Below are 17,276 nucleotides of genomic sequence, written 5' to 3'. Positions count from 1 at the left end.
CCCTCGCGCCGGATCACGCCGTCCGGCGCATCGGACGGGCCCTCAGCTGAACGCCCCGTCCGTCGGGGCCGCGCGGCCCTCGTAGATCCCGTAGGACAGGTAGTGGAGCAGGGGATCGATGCCCGCCCGCGCCACGTCGGGATTCTGCGCCAGGTAGAGCTTGGTGTCGAAGGCCTTCGACGGGTCGCGGCCCTCCCGCCAGCCGTCCTTGGCGTAGTGTGCCAGGGGATCGACCCCCGCGGCCTTCACGTCGGCATAGGCCGCCAGGTAGCCCTCCGTGTCGAAGAGCGCGTTGCCGTCGCGCCCCTCGCGCCAGCCATAGGTGTCGTAGTGGGTCTTCGCGTAGGCGAGGGGATCCCCCGTCGTCAGGGCCGCCGCCGCGACGTCGGCATTGGCGAGCAGGTAGTATTCCGCGTCGAAGCCGCGGGCGGCGGCGAGGTCCGCGACCTCGCCGATCGCCGCATACGTCGCCCGGCCCTCGTAGCGCCCATAGTCGAGGTAATGCGCCAGCGGGTCGATGCCGGCCGCCCGCACGTCGGGATTGCGCTCGAGGTAGAGCCGCGTGTCGAAATTCGCCCCCGGATCGCGGCCCGTCCGCCACCCCTCCGCGTCGTACTGGGCGAGCGGGTCGGTCGTGACGGCCGGATTGGCGGCGCGATAGCCGAGGGTGGAGAAGAACGGGTTGGGGTCGCGGCCCTCCCGCCAGCCGTCGCGGGCGTAATGCGCCTCGGGATCGACCCCCGCCGCCCGCACGTCACTGTTGCGGATCGTGTAGAAGGCGTCGCTGACCAGCCCGCTGCGGTCGAGGAGGTCGCCGTAGAGGCTCAGATACTCCGTGCCGGCGACGATCCGGCTCGCATCGACCTGGACCGGCGGGCCGGCATTGAGGGACGGCGAGAACTGGTCGCCGTAGAAGGTCAGCGGATGGAAGATCGCCGCGAGGCCGCCGACCTCCAGGAAGCCGAGGGAGGGATCGTAGCTGCGGGAGGAGGGGTCGAACCGCTCGGTCGCCGCGATCAGCAGCCGGCGCTCCGCCGGCCCGAGCAGGCCGTCGAAGTAGTCGATGTAGGTCGGGTCGCCGACGCGGCGGATATTCGGGTCGTAGAGGAACGCACCCTCGTAGTTCCGCGGCGTCGCGCTGTAATTGCCGACCGGATCGCCGTAGGTGACGTAGTTGGTCAGGTTGCCGCCCGGGAAGATGAAGGTGTCCTCGTCGAGGCCGGGCGCGGCGAAGGTCGTGCCGCCGAGGCCGAGCCGGGTCGACACGTAGGCGGCCGCCGCGGCGCCGAGCGAGTGGCCGGTGACGACGACGCTGGCCTGGGGGTCCTTCGCCTTCGCGGCCGCGACCACCGTCCCGGCGAACGCGACCGCCTGGTCGAGGGCCTCCGGCACATGGCCGAAGAAGAGCGCGAGATCCGCCTGGACCTGGGCCTCCAGGAAGGCCGGGCGCTGGAGGAGGCCGCTCGAATCGGTACCCTCGAAGCCGATGATGATGGTGGGGTCGTCGCCCCCGGTGACGAAGGCGGCGCCGTGGAACCCGGTCGCGTCGTCCAGGCCGGTGTCGTACGTCCCGGGCGCGTAGTCGAACGGCGTGAGGCCGTTCGGGGTGGGGGGCAGGGCGTTGCTGTCGGGGTAGCCGTACATCCAGCTCGACACGTCGAAGAAGTTGTTCAACGTCGGTGCGGTCATGGCAGGGACTCCGGTCGATGTGCGGCGGGGTTCGGCGGATGGTTGGTCCTCGCGGTCATGGCGGCCCCGCGCCGTCGAGGCGGGACCGGATGAACGCTCCCGCCTCGGCCAGGGCCGCGCGGCCCTCTTCCAGCTCCGGGTGGAACAGGTGCCAGGCGTGGATCATGTGCGGCCAGATCCGCAGGTTCACCGGCACGTCCGCCGCCCCGGCCGCCCCCGCCAGCCGGAGGGCGTCGTCGAGCAGGATTTCGGCGGATCCGACCTGGATCAGCATCGGCGGCAGGCCGGCGAGGTCCCCGGCGAGGGGCGAGACGAGGGCCGCGCGCGGATCGGCGCCGGCGAGGTAGGCGTCCGCGAGTTCCGCCAGGTAGGCCCGGCCGAGGAGCGGGTCGATGGCGGCCTTGCTGTCGAGGGTGGCGCCCGAGAGCGTCAGGTCGACCCAGGGCGAGGAGAGCCAGAGGCAGCGCGGCGGCGGCAGGCCGGCCGCGCGCAGCGACAGCACCGTCGCGAGGGCGAGTCCGCCGCCCGCGCTCTCCCCGGCGAGGGCGATGCGCTCCGGCGCGATCCCCCGGTCGAGGAGGAAGCGGTATCCGGCGAGTGCGTCCTCGAGCGCCGCCGGGAAGGGGTGCTCGGGGGCGAGCCGGTAGGCGAGGGCGAGGGTGCGCGCCCCGGCCTCCCGCCCGGCCTGCGCCACGACGTGGCGGTGGCTGGCGAGGGAGCCGGCCATGTAGCCGCCCCCGTGCAGGAACAGGATCACCCGCGCCGGATCCGCCGCCCGCGTACCGGTCCACTCGGCGGGCACGCCCCCGGCGCTCACGGGCTCCACCGTCACGTCCGGCGGCAGCGCGTAGTCGGCGCCGAGCCCGTCGAGGCGCGCGCGCCGGGCCGCGAGGTCGGCGGGGCGCGGCCGCGCGGCGAGGCGGGCGCGGATGCGGTCGAGTTCGGCGATCGACATCGGGGCTCCTCGGGGGATTTTTTTCGGGCGAGGGCGGGATGCCGTCAGGGGGCCGGCGCGCCCCGGGCTTCGCATCCGCGTCGCGGGCGCTCCCGGGCCACGCGATGGTACGGGCGCGAACCGAGGTCATGGAAAAGACCGCCTCCCGCCCGCAATGCAGAAGACGCGCCGGGCGTGCGAGCATTGCTGCGGATCATCGCGGCCCCTCCCGATGACTGTCTCGCGACTGCTGTGATCGACAACTCGACAGTCGCGCCGGCACTGCGGCCGAGATTGATATTTCCAGAAAATTTCTAAGATACAAGTTGCAAAATTACATCGTCACGATCGAGGACCTGGACTGCATTTGCCGTTATTTTTAGAGGTAGCTCCCGTCATACGGATGGTAGGGTGCCTCGGACGCGGCTACGCCCAAATCGTTATGTCCACATCACCGATCGGTGGAGGAAACTCGGCACGACGGCGCGCGGGTGATGCCGGGCTTGGGTCCGCGTCGGCCGCAGGGCCGTCCGGGGAGCCGTGCCTCACCGCAACGGAAGGGGGATCCGGCGCGCGGATCCCCCCGAGCCTCTCGCGATGGGCGGGCTCAGGCGCCGGGCGCGGCCCGCAGGGTGAAGCGGGTCATCTCGGAGGGCCGGCCGAGCCGGAGCGCGAAGCCCGGCCAGATCCCGGTGCCGTTGCCGACATAGAGGACCATGCCGGCGACGTCGTAGCGGCCTGAGACGAAGCCGTTGTTGCCCCGCGCCACCAGCCGGTCGAGGCCGAGGATCATGCCGCCATGGGTGTGGCCGGAGAGCTGGAGCGCGACGCCCCGGGCCGCCGCCCGCTTCGCGGCGCGGGGCTGGTGGTCGAGGAGCAAAACCGGCGCGCCGGGCGGAGCGCCCGCGAGCGCCGCCGCGAGATCGGGGCCGGCCTCGCCGGCGGCCGGGGCCGAGGCATCGGTGACGCCGGCGAGCACGAGGCGGGCCTCGCCCCGGGCGAGCACCGCGTGGGCGTTCGGCAGCAGGGTCAGGCCGAGGCCGGCGAGGTGGCGCATCCAGGCCGGGTAGTCGAAGAAGTACTCGTGGTTGCCCGGAATGGCGAAGACCCCGTCCGGCGCCCGCAGGTCGCGCAAGGGGGCGACGTCGTCCCGGCGCATCGCCACCGAGCCGTCGATGAAGTCGCCGGTCACCACGATCGCGTCGGCATTCGCCCCGTTGGCGCGCTCCACGACCGCGCGGGCCCAGGGGGCCGGGAAGAGGCGGCTCAGGTGCAGGTCGGTGAGCTGGAGCAGCCGGTAGCCCTCGAAGGCCGGCGGCAGGCCGGGGATCGCCACCGCCACGTCCCGGACCGGCGGCACCCGCACCGCGTTGGCGACGCCGAGAGCCGCGAGGCCGGCCGCGAGCGCGGCCGCCGCGAGCCGCACCCCGTCCGGGACGGCGACCGGGCTCCAGCGCAGGAGGGCGGTCGCCAGGGCGCCGAGATCGACGAGGATCTGCAGCACGGCGAGCAGCAGGATCGCGCCGAACGCCCAGTTGAGCGCGAGCACGATCCCGCGCGGGAATTCGGGCGCGAAGACCGAGCCGGAGGAGAGCCGGTTCCAGAGGTGGAACTGCGAGGCGGCGAGCAGCAGCAGGGCGAGGACGCCCTTGGCGGCGAGCGGCAGCCCGAGGGGCGCGAGCCAGCGCACGACCACGTAGGCGCAGGGCGCCGCGAAGATGAGGTGGAAGATGGCGGGTCTCCTGTCGTCGCCCGATCCCGGTATCCGGCCCTCCCGTACCGGCCCCGGGGCGCGGCGGGGAGGGGTTTCTGCGGACCGAGAGAGGGCGCCGCACCGGCGCCCTGCCCGCGGCGACGCTATCCCGGCATCTTGCCCGGCATCTCGCCCGGCCTCTCGCCGAGCATCTCGCGCACCAGCGGCGCCACCTTCGTGCCGTAGAGCTCGATCGAGCGCATCAGCCGGTCGTGCGGCAGCGGGCCGGCGCTGTACTTGAGCTGGAACCGGCCGAGGCCGAGCCCCTTCACCGTCGCGGCGATCTTCCGCGCCACCGTCTCCGGACCGCCGAGATAGAGCGAGCCGTGATCGGCCTCGCGGTCGAATTCCTGCCGGGTCATCGGCGGCCAGCCGCGCTCGGCGCCGATGCGGTCGCGCATGCGCTTGTAGTCGGCGAAGAACTCGTCGCGGGCGCCCGCGTCGGTCTCGCCGACATAGCCCGGGGAATGGACGCCGATCGGCCGGACCGTGCGGCCGAGCTGGGCGCAGGCCCGGTGGTAGAGGTCGACGTAGGGGCGGAAGCGCTGCGGCTCGCCGCCGATGATGGCGAGCATCAGGGGCAGGTCGTGATGCACCGCCCGCACCACCGAGTTCGGGCTGCCGCCGACGCCGATCCAGGTCTTGGGCGGCGTCTCCGGAATCGGGAAGACCGACTGGTTGTCGAGCGGCGCCCTCGTGGTGCCCTGCCAGGTCACCGGCCCGCCGGCGAGCAAAGCGGCGAACAGCTCCAGCTTCTCCTCGAACAGGGTCTCGTACTGGTCGAGCGGGTAGCCGAAGAGCGGGAACGACTCGGTGAACGAGCCGCGGCCGAGGATGACCTCGGCGCGCCCGTTCGAGAGGCCCTGCAGGGTCGAGAAGCGCTGGTAGACCCGGACCGGATCGTCGGAGCTGAGCACCGTCACGGCCGAGCCGAGGCGGATGCGCTCCGTGCGTCCGGCGATCGCCGCGAGCACCATCTCGGGCGAGGACACCGAAAAGTCCTCGCGGTGGTGCTCGCCGATGCCGAAGAAGTCGAGCCCGACCGCGTCGGCCAAAATCCCTTCCGCGACCACGTCGCGGATGACTTGGCCGTGGGACAGGAGCTCGCCGTCGCGGGCGGTGACATCCCCGAACGTGTCGAGGCCGAATTGCAGGGCGTGTGTCATGACGGGGAAGATGGACGCGGTCGTTCGCGTTTGAAATGCGCAGCGTTGCAAGGACGGGCTTGCAGCGGCGCATGGGAGGACCGGGCTCTGGACCGCGCGGAGAGGCGCGCGCCCGACCTCAGACCCCGTTCGATGATCTCGACGGCCTCGACACCCTCCGGGTCATTCCGGGGCCGCGGAAGCGGAGCCCGGAATCCAGAACCGCGGATGGTTCAGGATGAAGCAGAAATCATTCCGCTTCGTTCTGGATCACCTGTGTTTCTGGATTCCGGGCTCCGCTGCGCGGCCCCGGAATGACGCGGAGCGTGGTCATTCCGTCGAGGTCGATCAGACGGGTTTTCAGAAACCAGCCCGCGACGACCTTCAGCGCGGGAAGATGTGCAGCCCGTCATCCGGCAGCAGGTTGCGCGCCGGGCCGCCGGTCTGCTGGCCGCCGCCCTGCTGGTAGGCGGGCCGCTCGGGGTGGCGGTCGTTGTCGCCGCCGGTATCGTACACCCAGGGGGCGGACCACGGGGCGCGGCCGCCGATGGTGCCGGTGGCGTCGATGTCGCGCGGGCCGTAGCGGTAGGCCGGGCCCGGCTGGGCGGAGGCCGCGAGCGTCGTCGCCAGCAGGGCAACCGGGATCAGGAGGGTGCGGAGGTGGCGCATGGGCGTCCTCGTCGAAGAGTGGAGCGGCCGCCGGAAGCGGCCGGATTGCCGATATAACGGCCACGCCGGGCCTGCCGTTCCGGCATCGACGGACAGCCTGCCCGGCCGGGGCTTCCCGTCCGGTTAAGGCGGCCCGGGGGATGTCACCCCCGCCGCAGCTTGGCGTAGCGCTTGAGCACCCGCTCGCGCTTGAGGCGCGACAATCGCTCGATCCAGAACAGGCCGTCGAGCTGGTCGATCTCGTGCTGGAGGCAGGCGGCGGAGAACCCCTCCTCCTCGGCCTCGTGCGCGGTGCCGTCGAGGTCGTGCCAGCGCACCCGCACCCGGGCCGGCCGCTCGACCTCCTCGTCGACGCCCGGCATCGAGACGCTGCCCTCGCGGTGGCGGGCGGTCTCGGGCGAGGCCCAGACCAGCTCCGGGTTGACGTAAGTGCGCGGCGCGAGGTCGAGCCCGGCCCGGATGATCGTCAGCCGCAAAGGCGCGCCGACATGCGGGCCGGTCAGGCCGAGCGCCGAGACCGCGAGCAGGGTGTCGAGCAGGTCGCCCGCGGCTGTGCGCAGGGCCTCGTCGAAGGCGGTGACCGGGGGTGCGGCCAGGCGCAGGCGCGGATCGGGGTAGAGCACCAGGGGGAGGGCGGGCATCGGATCCTGCTATCGGGTATGGAAGGATTCGGGCCACAGGCCGGCCCGCTCGATTCCGACGACCAGCACCACCACGGCGAGCGCCACCGCGAGCACGACCAGCAGGTTGCGGCCCGGCACGCCCCGGGCGATCAGCACGAGGACGAGCAGCAGGGAGATGACCGAGACGACGACGTCCATGGGGATCCTCGGGGTGCGGGGAATCGGGCCGGAGGCGCCTGACCAAACCGTAATCTTCACGCCACGGGCCCGTCAGGGCCGCCGACCATAATGGCTCCATCGACCGGCCGCGAGCGCGGCCCTCGCCAGACGGAGCCTTGAGACCCCGATGACCCAGACCACCCGGACCACCTCCCACGAGTCCCGCCACGAGTCCCGCCGCTTCCACCGCAAGGCCCTCGCCTCCGTGGCGGCCGTCACCCTGGTGGCCACCGGCGCGCTCGGCACCGCCTTCCTGCCCCCGAGCAGCCCGGCCTACGCCCAGGCCCTGCCGCAGACCCCGATCACCACCGCCGAGCACCCGCCGGGCAGCTTCGCGCCGATCGTCAACCGGGTGAAGCCGGGCGTCGTCTCGGTGAAGGTGAAGCTGAAGGACGACGCCTCGGACGACGAGGAGGGCGGCGGCCAGCCGAACCTGCAGAACGTGCCGCCGCAGCTGCGCGAGTTCTTCCGCCGCTTCGGCGAGGGCGGACCCGGCGGTAACATGGGGCGCCCGCAGCAGCGCCACGGCGGCGGCGCGGCGCAAGGGTCGGGCTTCTTCATCTCGGCCGACGGCTACGTGGTGACCAACAACCACGTGGTGAACAACGCCAAGTCGGTCGAGGTCACGCTCGACGACGGTCGCACCCTGCCGGCCAAGGTCATCGGCACCGACCCGAAGACCGACCTCGCCCTGCTCAAGGTCACCGACGGCGCGCCGTTCCCCTACGTGAAGCTCGCCCACGGCGCGCCGCAGGTCGGCGACTGGGTGGTGGCGATCGGCAACCCGTTCGGTCTCGGCGGCACGGTCACCGCCGGCATCGTCTCGGCCCGCGGCCGCGACATCGGCGCCGGCCCCTACGACGACTTCCTGCAGATCGACGCGCCGATCAACAAGGGCAATTCGGGCGGGCCGACCTTCAACGTCTCCGGCGAGGTGGTGGGCGTCAACACCGCGATCGCCTCGCCCTCGGGCGGCAATGTGGGCCTCGCCTTCGCGATTCCCTCGGAGACCGTGCAGGCGGTGGTCGACCAGCTGCGCACCGACGGCAAGGTCGCCCGCGGCTATCTCGGCCTCCAGATCCAGCCGGTGACGAAGGACATCGCCGACAGCCTCGGCCTCGACAAGGCCAAGGGCGCGCTGGTGACCAGCGCCCAGGACGGCACGCCCGCCGCCAAGGCGGGGCTGAAGTCCGGCGACGTGGTCCAGGCGGTGAACGGCGATCCGGTGACCGATGCCCGCGAGCTGTCGCGCAAGATCGCCTCGCTGAAGCCCGGCACCAAGGTCGACCTCGCCTATCTGCGCGGGGGCAAGGCCGAGACCGCCCAGGTGACCCTCGGCTCGCTGCCGAACGACACCAAGGTGGCGAGCGCCAACGACAATGGCGGGCGCCGCGGCGACAGCCAGCCGCGGCTGGGCCTCGGCCTCGCTCCGGCCGACCAGGTCGGCGCCGGCCGCGAGGGCGTCGCGGTGGTGAGCGTCGATCCGGACGGCCCGGCGGCGGCCAAGGGCATCCAGGAGGGCGACATCATCCTCGACGTCGGCGGCCAGCCGGTCTCGACCCTCTCCGACGTCGCCGCCCGCATCCGCGCCGCGGAGACCGACGGCCGCAAGGCGGTGCTGATGCGGGTCAAGAACGACAAGGGCACCCGCTTCGTGGCGATCGGCCTGCAATCCAAGAACGGCTGATCCCAAGAACGGCTGACCGAGAACGGCTGATCCTCCGAACGGACAGTCCGGCGCCGGCCCCGCGAGGGGCCGGCGCTCTTTATGTCATACCAACGGCCTAAGATGCTGACGCATCAGGCCGTTGACCCATCTCGAATTTTCGACGCCAGGCCAGAGGCTTGGCGAAAATTCAAGACCGGAACCAAAGGTCGTTTTCAACGACCGTTGGTATCGGGCGGCCCGCGCCCTCGCCGAGCGCCGCCGCGAGCCGGAGCGCGAGCCGCGCGATTGTCCGCCCGAACAGGCCGGGATCCTGCAGCGCGCTCGCCGTCACCAGCGCGCCCTGGATCGCCGTGACGGTCTCCTCGGCGAGGTCGAGCGCGCGGGCCTCGGCCACCCCGCCCCGGGCGAGGGCGGCGGCGACCGCGTCGCGCCAGGCGGCGAAATAGGCGTCGATGCGCCGGGCGAAGGCGTCGCGGGTCGTCGAGAGCGCGAAGGCGCCGACGAGGCAGATGCGCCGCCCCGACCGGAAATACCCGTCCGTCTCCGCCAGCATGGCGCGCAACGCCGCGGCGGGGTCCGGATCCTCGCGCAGGGGGCGGAACATCCGCGCCTCGAACCACGCCTCGATCTCGGTCAGCACGCAGGCGGCCATCTCCTCCTTCCCACCGGGGAAGAAGTGATAGAGGCTGCCCTTGCCGAGCCCGGTGCGCCGGGAGATCGCCGACAGGCTCGCCCCCTCGTAGCCGTGCTCGCGGAAGGTCTCCGCCAGCAGCGGCAGGATCGCCTCGCGGGTCTGGGGCGCCCTCAGAGCCCCAGCTCCGTCAGGCCGGGATGGTCGGCCGGGCGGGGCCCCGAGCGATCCCAATGGAAGAGGCGCTCGCCCTCGGTGATCGGCCGGTCGTTGATGCTGGCGTGCCGCGCCGCCATCAGGCCGTTCTGCGCGAACTCCCAGTTCTCGTTGCCGTAGGCGCGGAACCACGCCCCGGACCCGTCGTGGAACTCGTAGGCGAAGCGGACGGCGATGCGCGCGTCCGACCAGGCCCAGATCTCCTTGATCAGGCGGTACTCGTGCTCGCGGGCCCATTTGCGGGTCAGGAACGCCACGATGGCCGGGCGGCCCTGGAAGATCTCGGCGCGGTTCCGCCACCGGCTGTCCGGCGTGTAGGCGAGGGCGACCTTCTCGGGGTTGCGGCCGTTCCACCCGTCCTCGGCGGCGCGGACCTTCAGGAGGGCGGTCTCGCGGGTGAAGGGCGGCAGCGGCGGGCGGCTCTCGGACATGGCGGGGCTCCTCTTCTGTACCGATCGGTAAACTGATGTCGGGACAGCGTCAAGCGCGCCGGATCCCGTCGGGGATCGGCCTCGCGACCGGCGGGCTCAGGTTCGGGGAGCCGGGCGAGAGACCGGCGGAATCAAGTTCGACAGAGCCGGGCGAGCCGCCGGCCGGCGACCCGGCCGCGGGGCGTGCCGTCGGTGTGCACGGCCTCGCCCGCGAGCGCGATCCGGGTCGGGTTCTCGATCAGCGTGTAGCGGGTGCGCGCGGCCGGCAGGCCGAACTGCACCGCCCAGAGCCGCAGGGAGGCGCAGAAGGCGCGCAAGGTGGCGGGCCCGAAGCGCAGGGGATCGAGCACCGGCGCGACCTCGGGGGCGCCGTAGGGCAGGGCGCGGAAGCCCGCGAGCCGGTCCGGGCGGCCCTCCGCGAGGGCGAAGGCGGCGCTCGATTCCAGCCCCAGGGCCCCGGCGCGGTCCGGCGGGGCGGTGGTGAGCGCGACGGAGAGCGGCTGCTCGGCCACCAGCACCACGGCGCGGTCGGGCGCGCCGGCGAGGTCGACCGCCAGGGGACGGTAGCCGGCGCCCGGCTCGCGCGGCACGGTGAAGACGAGGCCGACGAGGTCGAGGGCGGCGGCCGAGCCCGAGACCCGGTCGGGATGGGCGGTCCAGCCGATCAGCCGCTCGCGCTGGGCCCTGCGCTCGGCCGCCACGTCGGGGATCTGGATGTCGGGATCCTGAAGCGTGCCGCGGATCGGGGGGCCCACGGGAGCCCCCGCGCAGACCGGGCAGGGCCGGTCGGGAGCCGGCCCCTCGTCCGACGCGGGCCGGTCCGGCAGGCGCGCCGGCACCGGGATCGAGCCCGGAACCGTCTCCCGGACCGCTCCATTGGACGCGTCCTGGGCCGGCCGCGGCCGCAGCAGGCCGATGCGCGGATCGAGGGCCGCGATCACCGCGAACGGGATCGCGACGGCACCGAGCGCCGCCAAGCCGAGCCGCAGATGCCCGCTTCCGTCCCGCACGCTTCACCGCCCCGCTTGCGCGCACCCGTGGCGCGATCGCGCCACTATGCACCCGTTCTCACGGAAAGTGCGTCCGTGACAAAGACTTAGACGAAAAACCTGGGGATGACGCCGCCCGCCCCTTGCCCTCTGCCCCAACGTCACGGGTGAGGCGCGCGCGAATGCCGTATAGGCTGGCGGCATGACGATGCCCGCGCCCGATCCCACCGACGGCCTCGCGCGCCGGCTGCGGCTGGAGCGCGAGGCGCGGGGCTGGTCGCTCGGCGAGCTCGCGGCCCGCTCCGGCGTCTCGAAGGCGATGATCAGCAAGGTCGAACGGGCCGAGGCGAGCCCGACCGCGGTGCTGCTCGGCCGGCTCTCGGGGGCGTTCGGGCTCACCCTCTCGACCCTGCTGGCCCGGGCGGAGGGGGAGACGGGCCAGCTCGCGCGCGCCGCGGCGCAGCCGGTCTGGATCGATCCGGCGACCGGCTACCGCCGCCGTCAGGTCTCGCCGCAAGCCTCGCCCCTGGTGGCGGAGCATCCCCTCGACCTGACTGAGGTGGAGCTGCCGGCCGGCGCCGAGGTCGCGTATCCGGCGGCGTCCTACGCCTTCCTGCGCCAGATGATCTGGATGCTCGACGGCACCCTGACCTTCCGGGAGGGAGATACCCTCCACGTGCTCGAGCCCGGCGACTGCCTGGCGCTCGGCGCGCCGGCCGACTGCACCTTCGCCAACCGGAGCGCGCGGCCCTGCCGCTACCTCGTCGCCGTGGTGCGGCAGCGCTGAAAGCTGCGGGGGTGCCGAAGGCTCAGGCCGCGCGACGGGCGAGGATGTTGCGGGCCTCGGCGCTGCCGCGCAGGAAGCCGTAGACCAGCACCGGCCAGCAGAACAGCAGCACCGCCAGCGGCACCGGCATCTGCCAGCCGACGATCGCCCCGACGATGCCCGCCGCCGAGCCGACGAAGCGGAAGTAGAACACCGGCACCGCGACCACGAGGGCGACGAGGACCGGCACGCCGAGCACCGCGGTCAGCCCGGCCTGCACCGCCAGGAGGTTGGTCACGCCCATGGCCAGGAACACCAGGAAGGCGGCAATCTGCGTCATTGGATCCTGCTCTCGCGCTCTGCGAACCGTCGATGTCACACAACAGGCGAGCATGGCTTTTTGTGGGGCGGGACGGACTTGGCTGCCGGACTTGGCTGCCGGACTTGGCGACCGGGAGTGACCCGCCCGCCACAGCCGTAGCGGCCGCGCCTTCATCTAACAGTCATACCCCTCCCCAGCCGCATCGACCTGGCTCAGGTTATCCACAGCGCGGACGGCCACAGATCCGCGGGGGCGACAGTGCAGGGGGCACGATGGACGCGCGGGCGTTGCTCACCCAAGTCCAATGCAACATCGGGACGACGTGCGATCGCGCGGTTCGGCAGGCATCATTGATCGAGACCCGCGAGCGGAAGGGCTTGCCGACCGACCACGAGCGGAATGTCCTGCGCGGCATTCGCCTGTCGCTCGGCCTGGAATACCATCACGAGGACCTGCTGCTGGCCGCGATGGCGGACGAGGTCGAGCCCGGCCTGCCGGCCCGCCGCGCCTGCCACCGCGGCACCGGGGAGGATTGCCCGCTGCCGGTCCGCTGCTGCGCGACCCTGGCGGCGACCGTCAGGCTGCCGTCGCAGGGGGCTTGGACACAGGCGGCCTGGTCGCCGGGGGTCCTGTCGCAGAGAGCCATGTCTCAAAGAACCTTGTCGCACTCGGCCGTCGCGCCGCGCTGATTCGCGGAAGACGAGCCCGCATCCGCCGCCCGCGGGCGCCCGGAAGCGAGGCACCGCCGCCACAGCCGCCACCGACCCGCCGTCCGGGCCGGGGCCGCTCCCCTCGGGCGGCGGCCACGTCCCAGGCCTATCCCGGGGCGCTGTGGCGCCGGAGCACTGGCGGCCGGCCCGGGGCGGTCGTCTCGTACGGCAAACCAGGGAGCCGCCACCTTGCCCACCCCGTTGCCCGTCCCGTCGGATGCGCCGCTCTTCCTCCACCTCGCCGGGTCGCTGGCCTTCGTGGCCGTCGCCGGCCGCGGCATCGGCTGGGCCCTCGACGCCTGGGTGCGGCGCGCGCCCGGGGCCGCGCCGCCGGCCGAGCCGGAGCCGGCGGACCGGTCCGGGGAGGCCCCGGCCGAGGCGCCGCCTCATACAAAATCCGACTGATTGCTTCAGGCGATCCTGCCGGATCGCTTTCGCAATGCGGATTTCGGCTTCGCTCAGGCGCCGCGTGGGCTTGTGATACCGAATCCGGAAGTGATCTCCCGGATTTGGTATCACTCCGGCGCCCGCATCCGGTAACCCACCCCGGTCTCGGTCAGGATGTAGCGCGGGCGCTCGGGCTCGGGTTCGAGCTTCTGCCGCAGCTGGCGCACGTAGACCCGGAGATATTGCGGGTCGGCCGCCGTGCCCCAGACCTCGCGCAGCAGGTGGGCGTGGGTGAGCACCTTGCCGGCATGGTGCACGAGCAGGCGCAGCACGTCGTACTCCTTCGGCGACAGCTTGACCTCGCGCTCGCCCACCCGGACGATCCGGCGCACCAGGTCGACCGAGAGCTCGCCGACCCGGAAGACCGGGCGCTCGCCGGCCACCGCGAGCTGGTGGCGGAGCGCGTTGCGCATCCGGGCGAGCAGCTCGTTCATGCCGAAGGGCTTGGTGACGTAGTCGTCCGCCCCGAGATCGAGCGCCTCGACCTTGCCGGCCTCGTCGTCGCGGCTCGACAGCACGATCACCGGCAGGTCGGGCTTCGCCGCGCGGATCCGGGCCAGGAGCTCGTGGCCCTTGATGTCGGGCAGGCCGAGATCGAGGATCGCGAGGGCGAAGGCCTCCCGCTCGACGAGCTCCAGGGCGGCGCGGCCGTTTTGCGCCTCCGCCACGGCATAGCCCTGGCTGCCGAGGCCCACGCGCAGGAGCCGGCGGATCGGCGGCTCGTCGTCGATCACCAGGATGCGGATGTCGTTGCTCACGCGGCGTCCTCCAGGGCGGCGCGGGGCACCGGGACGATCAGGGTGAAGGCGGCCCCGGGACCGTCGCCCCGGTTGCGGGCGGTGATCCGCCCGCCCATCGCCTCGACGAAGCCGCGGGAGATGGCAAGCCCCAACCCCGTTCCGGCCCGGACCCGGTCGGTCTTCCTCACCCGGTAGAAGGTGTCGAAGATCCGCTCCTCGTCGCCCGCCGGGATGCCCTCGCCCTCGTCGAGGATCCGCAAGACCACCGCGTCGCCCTCGCGCCAGCCCTCGACCCGCACCAGGCTGCCCTCGGGGGCGTATTTGGCGGCGTTGTCGAGGAGGTTGAACAGCACCTGCTCCATCAGCACCGCGTCGAGGCTTAAGCTCGGCAGGCCGGGCCGCAGCACCAGAGCGACGCGGTGGTGCGCGAGGATCTTGGCCGCCCGCTCGAGCGCCGTGCCGACGATCTCCCCGAGATCGTGGGGGGCGAGGTTCGGGGCCAGCGCCCCGGATTCGAGCTTCGTCATGTCGAGCAGGTTGGCGATGAAGCGGTTCAGCCGCTCGGCCTCGTCGATCATCGTCGCGAGCAAGTCTCCTGTCGCCTCCGGGTCGAGGGCGTCGCGCAAGTCGCGCAGGGTCGTGGCCGCGCCGAGCACCGCGGCGAGCGGGGTCTTGAGGTCGTGCGAGAGCGACGACAGCAGGGCCTGGCGCAGGCGGTCGGTCTCGGCCGAGCGCCGGGCGCGGTCGAGATCCTCGACGAGGTGGACCCGCTCGATGGCGAGCGCGCCCTGGTCGGCGAGCGCGTCGAGGAGGCGGCGCTGGTCGGGGGTGAGGAGCGGCCCCGGCTTGTCGCCGTCGAGCCCCACCACCCCGACCATGCCGCGGCCGGTGCGCAGGGGCAGGAACAGGCGTTTCGCCCCCGGCAGGGTGTCGGCGCCGCGGCCGGCCGGGCGGCCGTGGTCGAAGGTCCACTTGGCGGCCGCCAGGTCGGCCTCGTCGAGGAAGTCCTCCGGCGGATAGCCCGCCATCACGGTGACGCTGCCGTTGTCCGGCAGCAGCAGCACCACCCGCAGGCGCAGCATCAGGGCGATCTGGTAGGCGGTGGCCCACAGCACGTCGTCGAGGGTGCCGCAGCCCGCGAGCTTGCGCGAGAATCCGTAGAGCGCCTCCGTGGCCTTGCTGCGCGTGCGCGAGATCGTCGCCTCGGCCCGCACCCGGGCGGCGAGGTTCGAGACCACCACCGCCACCAGGGTGAAGAAGAACAAGGCGACGACGTTGGTCGGATCGGCGATGGTGAAGGTGTAGAGCGGCGGCAGGAAGAAGAAGTTGTAGGCGAGCGACGAGGCCACGACCGCGGCGAGCGACGGATACAGCCCGAAGCGCACCGCCACCGCCACGACGGCGGTGAGGAAGACGAGATCGGTGCTCTCGTGGCCGAGGGAGGATTGCAGCGCGAGACCGAGGCCCAGGGCGGCGGCGACCGCCGCGAGCGCCGCCGCGTAGGGCAGGAGGCTCGGCCGGGGCGGGGCGGCGGTGGGCACGCCCTTGTGGGCGGCGGGTTCGCCTGCGACCTCCTCGCCCGCCACGACGTGGACGCTGATCGGGCCGGAGCGGCGCAGGAGGTCGTGCACCACCGAGCCGTTCAGAAGCTCGAACCAGCGCGAGCGGGTCGACTTGCCGATCACCACGTGGGTGGCGTTGTGCTCGCGGGCGAAGCCCACCACGTCGTCGGCGATGCGGCCCTGGCTCGGCAGGGTCGCGGTCTCTCCCCCCAAGCGCTCGGCGAGCCGCAGGGTGTCGGCGATGCGGTCGCGCTCGGCCTCGCTCAACTGGGCGCTGCGCCGGCTCTCGATGGTGAGCGCCGTGAACGGCGCCCGCAGCCGGTCGGCGAGGCGCTTGGCGTAGCGCACGAGGCCGGCGGAGCGCGGATCCTCGCTGACGCAGACCAGCACCCGCTCGCCCGCCGCCCAGGGGCCGGGGATGGCGTGGGCGCGCATGTGGGTGACGAGCTGGTCGTCGACCTGCTGGGCGGTGCGGCGGAGCGCCAGTTCGCGGAGCGCCGTGAGGTTGCCGGGGGAGAAATAGTGCTTGAGCGCCCGCTCGGCCTGGTGCGGCAGGTAGACCTTGCCCTCCTGCAGGCGCTGGATCAGGTCGCCGGGGGAGAGGTCGATCACCTCGATGTCGTCGGCCCGGTCGAGGATCGAATCCGGCACCGTCTCGCGCACCCGGATCCGGGTGATCTGCGCCACCACGTCGTTCAGGCTCTCGACGTGCTGGATGTTGAGGGTGGTGTGGACGTCGATGCCGGCCTGGAGCAGCTCCTCGACGTCGAGGTAGCGCTTGGGGTGGCGCGAGCCCGGGGCGTTGGTGTGGGCGAGCTCGTCGACGAGGGCGAGCTTCGGCTTGCGGGCGATGAGCCCGTCGAGATCCATCTCGGCGAGCGCGGCGCCGCCATACGGCGCGGCGCGGCGCGGCAGCACCTCGAGCCCGGCGACCAGGGCCTCGGTCTCGGGCCGGCCGTGGGTCTCGACCACGCCCACCACCACGTCGACGCCTTCGCGCAGGCGCGCATGCGCCGTGGTCAGCATCTCGTAGGTCTTGCCGACCCCCGGCGCCGCCCCGAGGAAGATTTTCAGGCGCCCGCGCCCGGGCGCCTCCCGGCGCGCCTGCGCCAGGAGGGCGTCGGGCGAGGGCCGCCCCTCCCTCATCGACCCTGCGCGTCGAGGGCGCGGTTGAGGGCGAGGACGTTGACCCGGCGCTCGCCGAGGATGCCGAGGCTCGGCTCCCGGATCTGCCCGGCGACGAGGGCGCGCAACACATCCTCGGAGACGCCGCGGGCCTTCGCCACCCGGGGCACCTGGAACAGGGCGGCCTCGGGCGAGACGTCGGGGTCGAGGCCCGACCCCGAGGTGGTGACGAGGTCCTGCGGCACCGGGTCGGCGGGGTTCTCGGCCTTGAGCGTCGCGATGTCGGCCTTCACCCGGTCGATCAGCGCGGGGTTGGTGGGGCCGAGGTTGGCGCCGCCGGAATTGGCGGCGTTGTAGGGCGAAGCCACCGTCTTCGCGGAATCCGCCGGGTCGGGCGCCACGGTCGCCGAGGGGCGGCCGTGGAAGTAGCGCGCGCTGGTGAAGCTCTGCCCGATGAGGGCGGAGCCGATCAGCGTGCCGTCGGGAGCGCGGAGGAGGCTGCCCTCGGCTTGCGCCGGAAACAGTCGTCCGGCGATCCCGGTCATGGCGAGCGGGTAGGCGAGGCCGGTGACCAGGGTCAGGCCGGTGAGGAGCACGAGGGCAGGGCGGAGGTGCCGGAGCATGGCGGTGTCCAAT

Annotated in this window: 18 protein-coding genes; 4 read left to right on the top strand and 14 right to left on the bottom strand. The window is 72.7% G+C overall.

Annotation, left to right across the window (positions count from 1 at the left end; all coding sequences use genetic code 11):
- Window positions 1-42: 42 nt before the first annotated feature.
- The 7 genes from BM430_RS03105 to BM430_RS34500 form a co-directional block, all read right to left on the bottom strand.
- Entirely contained in the window at window positions 43-1,689 is a 1,647-nt protein-coding gene (locus BM430_RS03105) for a lipase family protein (protein WP_093565165.1), read from the bottom strand.
- Window positions 1,690-1,744: 55 nt separating this feature from the next.
- Window positions 1,745-2,644, bottom strand: coding sequence for an alpha/beta hydrolase (locus tag BM430_RS03100; RefSeq protein ID WP_093565162.1), 900 nt, complete (start codon window positions 2,642-2,644; stop codon window positions 1,745-1,747).
- A gap of 586 nt (window positions 2,645-3,230) precedes the next feature.
- Entirely contained in the window at window positions 3,231-4,355 is a 1,125-nt protein-coding gene (locus BM430_RS03095) for a metallophosphoesterase (protein ID WP_093565452.1), read from the bottom strand.
- A gap of 125 nt (window positions 4,356-4,480) precedes the next feature.
- Entirely contained in the window at window positions 4,481-5,542 is a 1,062-nt protein-coding gene (locus tag BM430_RS03090) for an LLM class flavin-dependent oxidoreductase (RefSeq protein ID WP_093565160.1), read from the bottom strand.
- A gap of 363 nt (window positions 5,543-5,905) precedes the next feature.
- Window positions 5,906-6,190 (bottom strand): hypothetical protein, encoded by a 285-nt coding sequence (locus BM430_RS03085; RefSeq protein ID WP_093565157.1) that lies wholly within the window; start codon window positions 6,188-6,190, stop codon window positions 5,906-5,908.
- A 143-nt stretch (window positions 6,191-6,333) separates the two neighbouring features.
- On the bottom strand, window positions 6,334-6,831 hold the full coding sequence (locus tag BM430_RS03080) for a peptide deformylase (protein ID WP_093565154.1): 498 nt from the start codon (window positions 6,829-6,831) through the stop codon (window positions 6,334-6,336).
- A 9-nt stretch (window positions 6,832-6,840) separates the two neighbouring features.
- Window positions 6,841-7,011: a hypothetical protein gene (locus BM430_RS34500; RefSeq protein WP_164712239.1), complete on the bottom strand. Its 171-nt coding sequence runs from the start codon at window positions 7,009-7,011 to the stop codon at window positions 6,841-6,843.
- Window positions 7,012-7,159: 148 nt separating this feature from the next.
- On the opposite strand from BM430_RS34500, the gene BM430_RS03075 reads away from it, so the two are divergent.
- Window positions 7,160-8,719 carry a Do family serine endopeptidase gene (locus tag BM430_RS03075; RefSeq protein WP_093565151.1) on the top strand — a complete coding sequence of 520 codons (1,560 nt, stop codon included), beginning with the start codon at window positions 7,160-7,162 and terminating at the stop codon, window positions 8,717-8,719.
- Between the two features lie 169 nt (window positions 8,720-8,888).
- Here the strand turns inward: BM430_RS03075 and BM430_RS03070 are convergent, their stop codons facing one another.
- The 3 genes from BM430_RS03070 to BM430_RS03060 all read right to left on the bottom strand — a co-directional run bounded on the left by BM430_RS03070 (window position 8,889) and on the right by BM430_RS03060 (window position 10,989).
- Window positions 8,889-9,509: a TetR/AcrR family transcriptional regulator gene (locus tag BM430_RS03070; protein ID WP_093565448.1), complete on the bottom strand. Its 621-nt coding sequence runs from the start codon at window positions 9,507-9,509 to the stop codon at window positions 8,889-8,891.
- Window positions 9,506-9,979 (bottom strand): nuclear transport factor 2 family protein, encoded by a 474-nt coding sequence (locus tag BM430_RS03065; protein ID WP_093565148.1) that lies wholly within the window; start codon window positions 9,977-9,979, stop codon window positions 9,506-9,508. The genes BM430_RS03070 and BM430_RS03065 overlap by 4 nt, the downstream gene beginning before the upstream one ends.
- A 131-nt stretch (window positions 9,980-10,110) precedes the next feature.
- On the bottom strand, window positions 10,111-10,989 hold the full coding sequence (locus BM430_RS03060) for a hypothetical protein (RefSeq protein ID WP_093565145.1): 879 nt from the start codon (window positions 10,987-10,989) through the stop codon (window positions 10,111-10,113).
- A gap of 181 nt (window positions 10,990-11,170) precedes the next feature.
- Between BM430_RS03060 and BM430_RS03055 the strand changes: the two genes are divergently transcribed.
- The gene (locus BM430_RS03055; protein ID WP_093565142.1) at window positions 11,171-11,755 is read left to right on the top strand and encodes a helix-turn-helix domain-containing protein; all 585 of its coding nucleotides are present in this window, start codon (window positions 11,171-11,173) and stop codon (window positions 11,753-11,755) included.
- A 22-nt stretch (window positions 11,756-11,777) separates the two neighbouring features.
- Here BM430_RS03055 and BM430_RS03050 read toward each other — a convergent pair whose 3' ends face one another.
- Complete coding sequence (locus BM430_RS03050; protein ID WP_093565140.1) at window positions 11,778-12,074, bottom strand: hypothetical protein; 297 nt, start codon at window positions 12,072-12,074, stop codon at window positions 11,778-11,780.
- Between the two features lie 359 nt (window positions 12,075-12,433).
- Between BM430_RS03050 and BM430_RS03045 the strand changes: the two genes are divergently transcribed.
- A complete protein-coding gene (locus BM430_RS03045; protein ID WP_143131937.1) occupies window positions 12,434-12,745 on the top strand; it encodes a hypothetical protein in 312 nt (103 codons plus the stop codon).
- A gap of 210 nt (window positions 12,746-12,955) precedes the next feature.
- Complete coding sequence (locus BM430_RS03040; RefSeq protein WP_244539290.1) at window positions 12,956-13,171, top strand: hypothetical protein; 216 nt, start codon at window positions 12,956-12,958, stop codon at window positions 13,169-13,171.
- Between the two features lie 110 nt (window positions 13,172-13,281).
- Here BM430_RS03040 and BM430_RS35155 read toward each other — a convergent pair whose 3' ends face one another.
- Genes BM430_RS35155 through BM430_RS03025 form a run of 3 tightly spaced genes read right to left on the bottom strand, consistent with a single transcriptional unit; the run spans window position 13,282 to window position 17,263 of the window.
- Entirely contained in the window at window positions 13,282-13,971 is a 690-nt protein-coding gene (locus tag BM430_RS35155; protein ID WP_093565132.1) for a response regulator transcription factor, read from the bottom strand.
- On the bottom strand, window positions 13,968-16,661 hold the full coding sequence (locus BM430_RS03030) for a sensor histidine kinase (RefSeq protein WP_093565129.1): 2,694 nt from the start codon (window positions 16,659-16,661) through the stop codon (window positions 13,968-13,970). Before BM430_RS03030 ends, BM430_RS35155 begins: the two co-directional genes overlap by 4 nt.
- Window positions 16,658-17,263 carry a K(+)-transporting ATPase subunit C gene (locus BM430_RS03025; protein ID WP_093565126.1) on the bottom strand — a complete coding sequence of 202 codons (606 nt, stop codon included), beginning with the start codon at window positions 17,261-17,263 and terminating at the stop codon, window positions 16,658-16,660. Before BM430_RS03025 ends, BM430_RS03030 begins: the two co-directional genes overlap by 4 nt.
- Window positions 17,264-17,276 lie beyond the last annotated feature (13 nt).

Origin of the sequence: Methylobacterium sp. 174MFSha1.1, assembly GCF_900116815.1 — a bacterium.
Classification (GTDB): Bacteria; Pseudomonadota; Alphaproteobacteria; order Rhizobiales; family Beijerinckiaceae; genus Methylobacterium.
The sequence above is the reverse complement of the archived record's forward strand: the minus strand, read 5'-3'. Positions and strand labels throughout refer to the sequence as shown.

Coding starts and splice junctions, on each gene's coding strand:
- BM430_RS03105 (WP_093565165.1), bottom strand. CDS start 1,689: ATGACCGCACCGACGTTGAACAACTTCTTCGACGTGTCGAGCTGGATG.
- BM430_RS03100 (WP_093565162.1), bottom strand. CDS start 2,644: ATGTCGATCGCCGAACTCGACCGCATCCGCGCCCGCCTCGCCGCGCGG.
- BM430_RS03055 (WP_093565142.1), top strand. CDS start 11,171: ATGACGATGCCCGCGCCCGATCCCACCGACGGCCTCGCGCGCCGGCTG.
- BM430_RS03090 (WP_093565160.1), bottom strand. CDS start 5,542: ATGACACACGCCCTGCAATTCGGCCTCGACACGTTCGGGGATGTCACC.
- BM430_RS03030 (WP_093565129.1), bottom strand. CDS start 16,661: ATGAGGGAGGGGCGGCCCTCGCCCGACGCCCTCCTGGCGCAGGCGCGC.
- BM430_RS03085 (WP_093565157.1), bottom strand. CDS start 6,190: ATGCGCCACCTCCGCACCCTCCTGATCCCGGTTGCCCTGCTGGCGACG.
- BM430_RS03025 (WP_093565126.1), bottom strand. CDS start 17,263: ATGCTCCGGCACCTCCGCCCTGCCCTCGTGCTCCTCACCGGCCTGACC.
- BM430_RS34500 (WP_164712239.1), bottom strand. CDS start 7,011: ATGGACGTCGTCGTCTCGGTCATCTCCCTGCTGCTCGTCCTCGTGCTG.
- BM430_RS03065 (WP_093565148.1), bottom strand. CDS start 9,979: ATGTCCGAGAGCCGCCCGCCGCTGCCGCCCTTCACCCGCGAGACCGCC.
- BM430_RS03075 (WP_093565151.1), top strand. CDS start 7,160: ATGACCCAGACCACCCGGACCACCTCCCACGAGTCCCGCCACGAGTCC.
- BM430_RS03050 (WP_093565140.1), bottom strand. CDS start 12,074: ATGACGCAGATTGCCGCCTTCCTGGTGTTCCTGGCCATGGGCGTGACC.
- BM430_RS03080 (WP_093565154.1), bottom strand. CDS start 6,831: ATGCCCGCCCTCCCCCTGGTGCTCTACCCCGATCCGCGCCTGCGCCTG.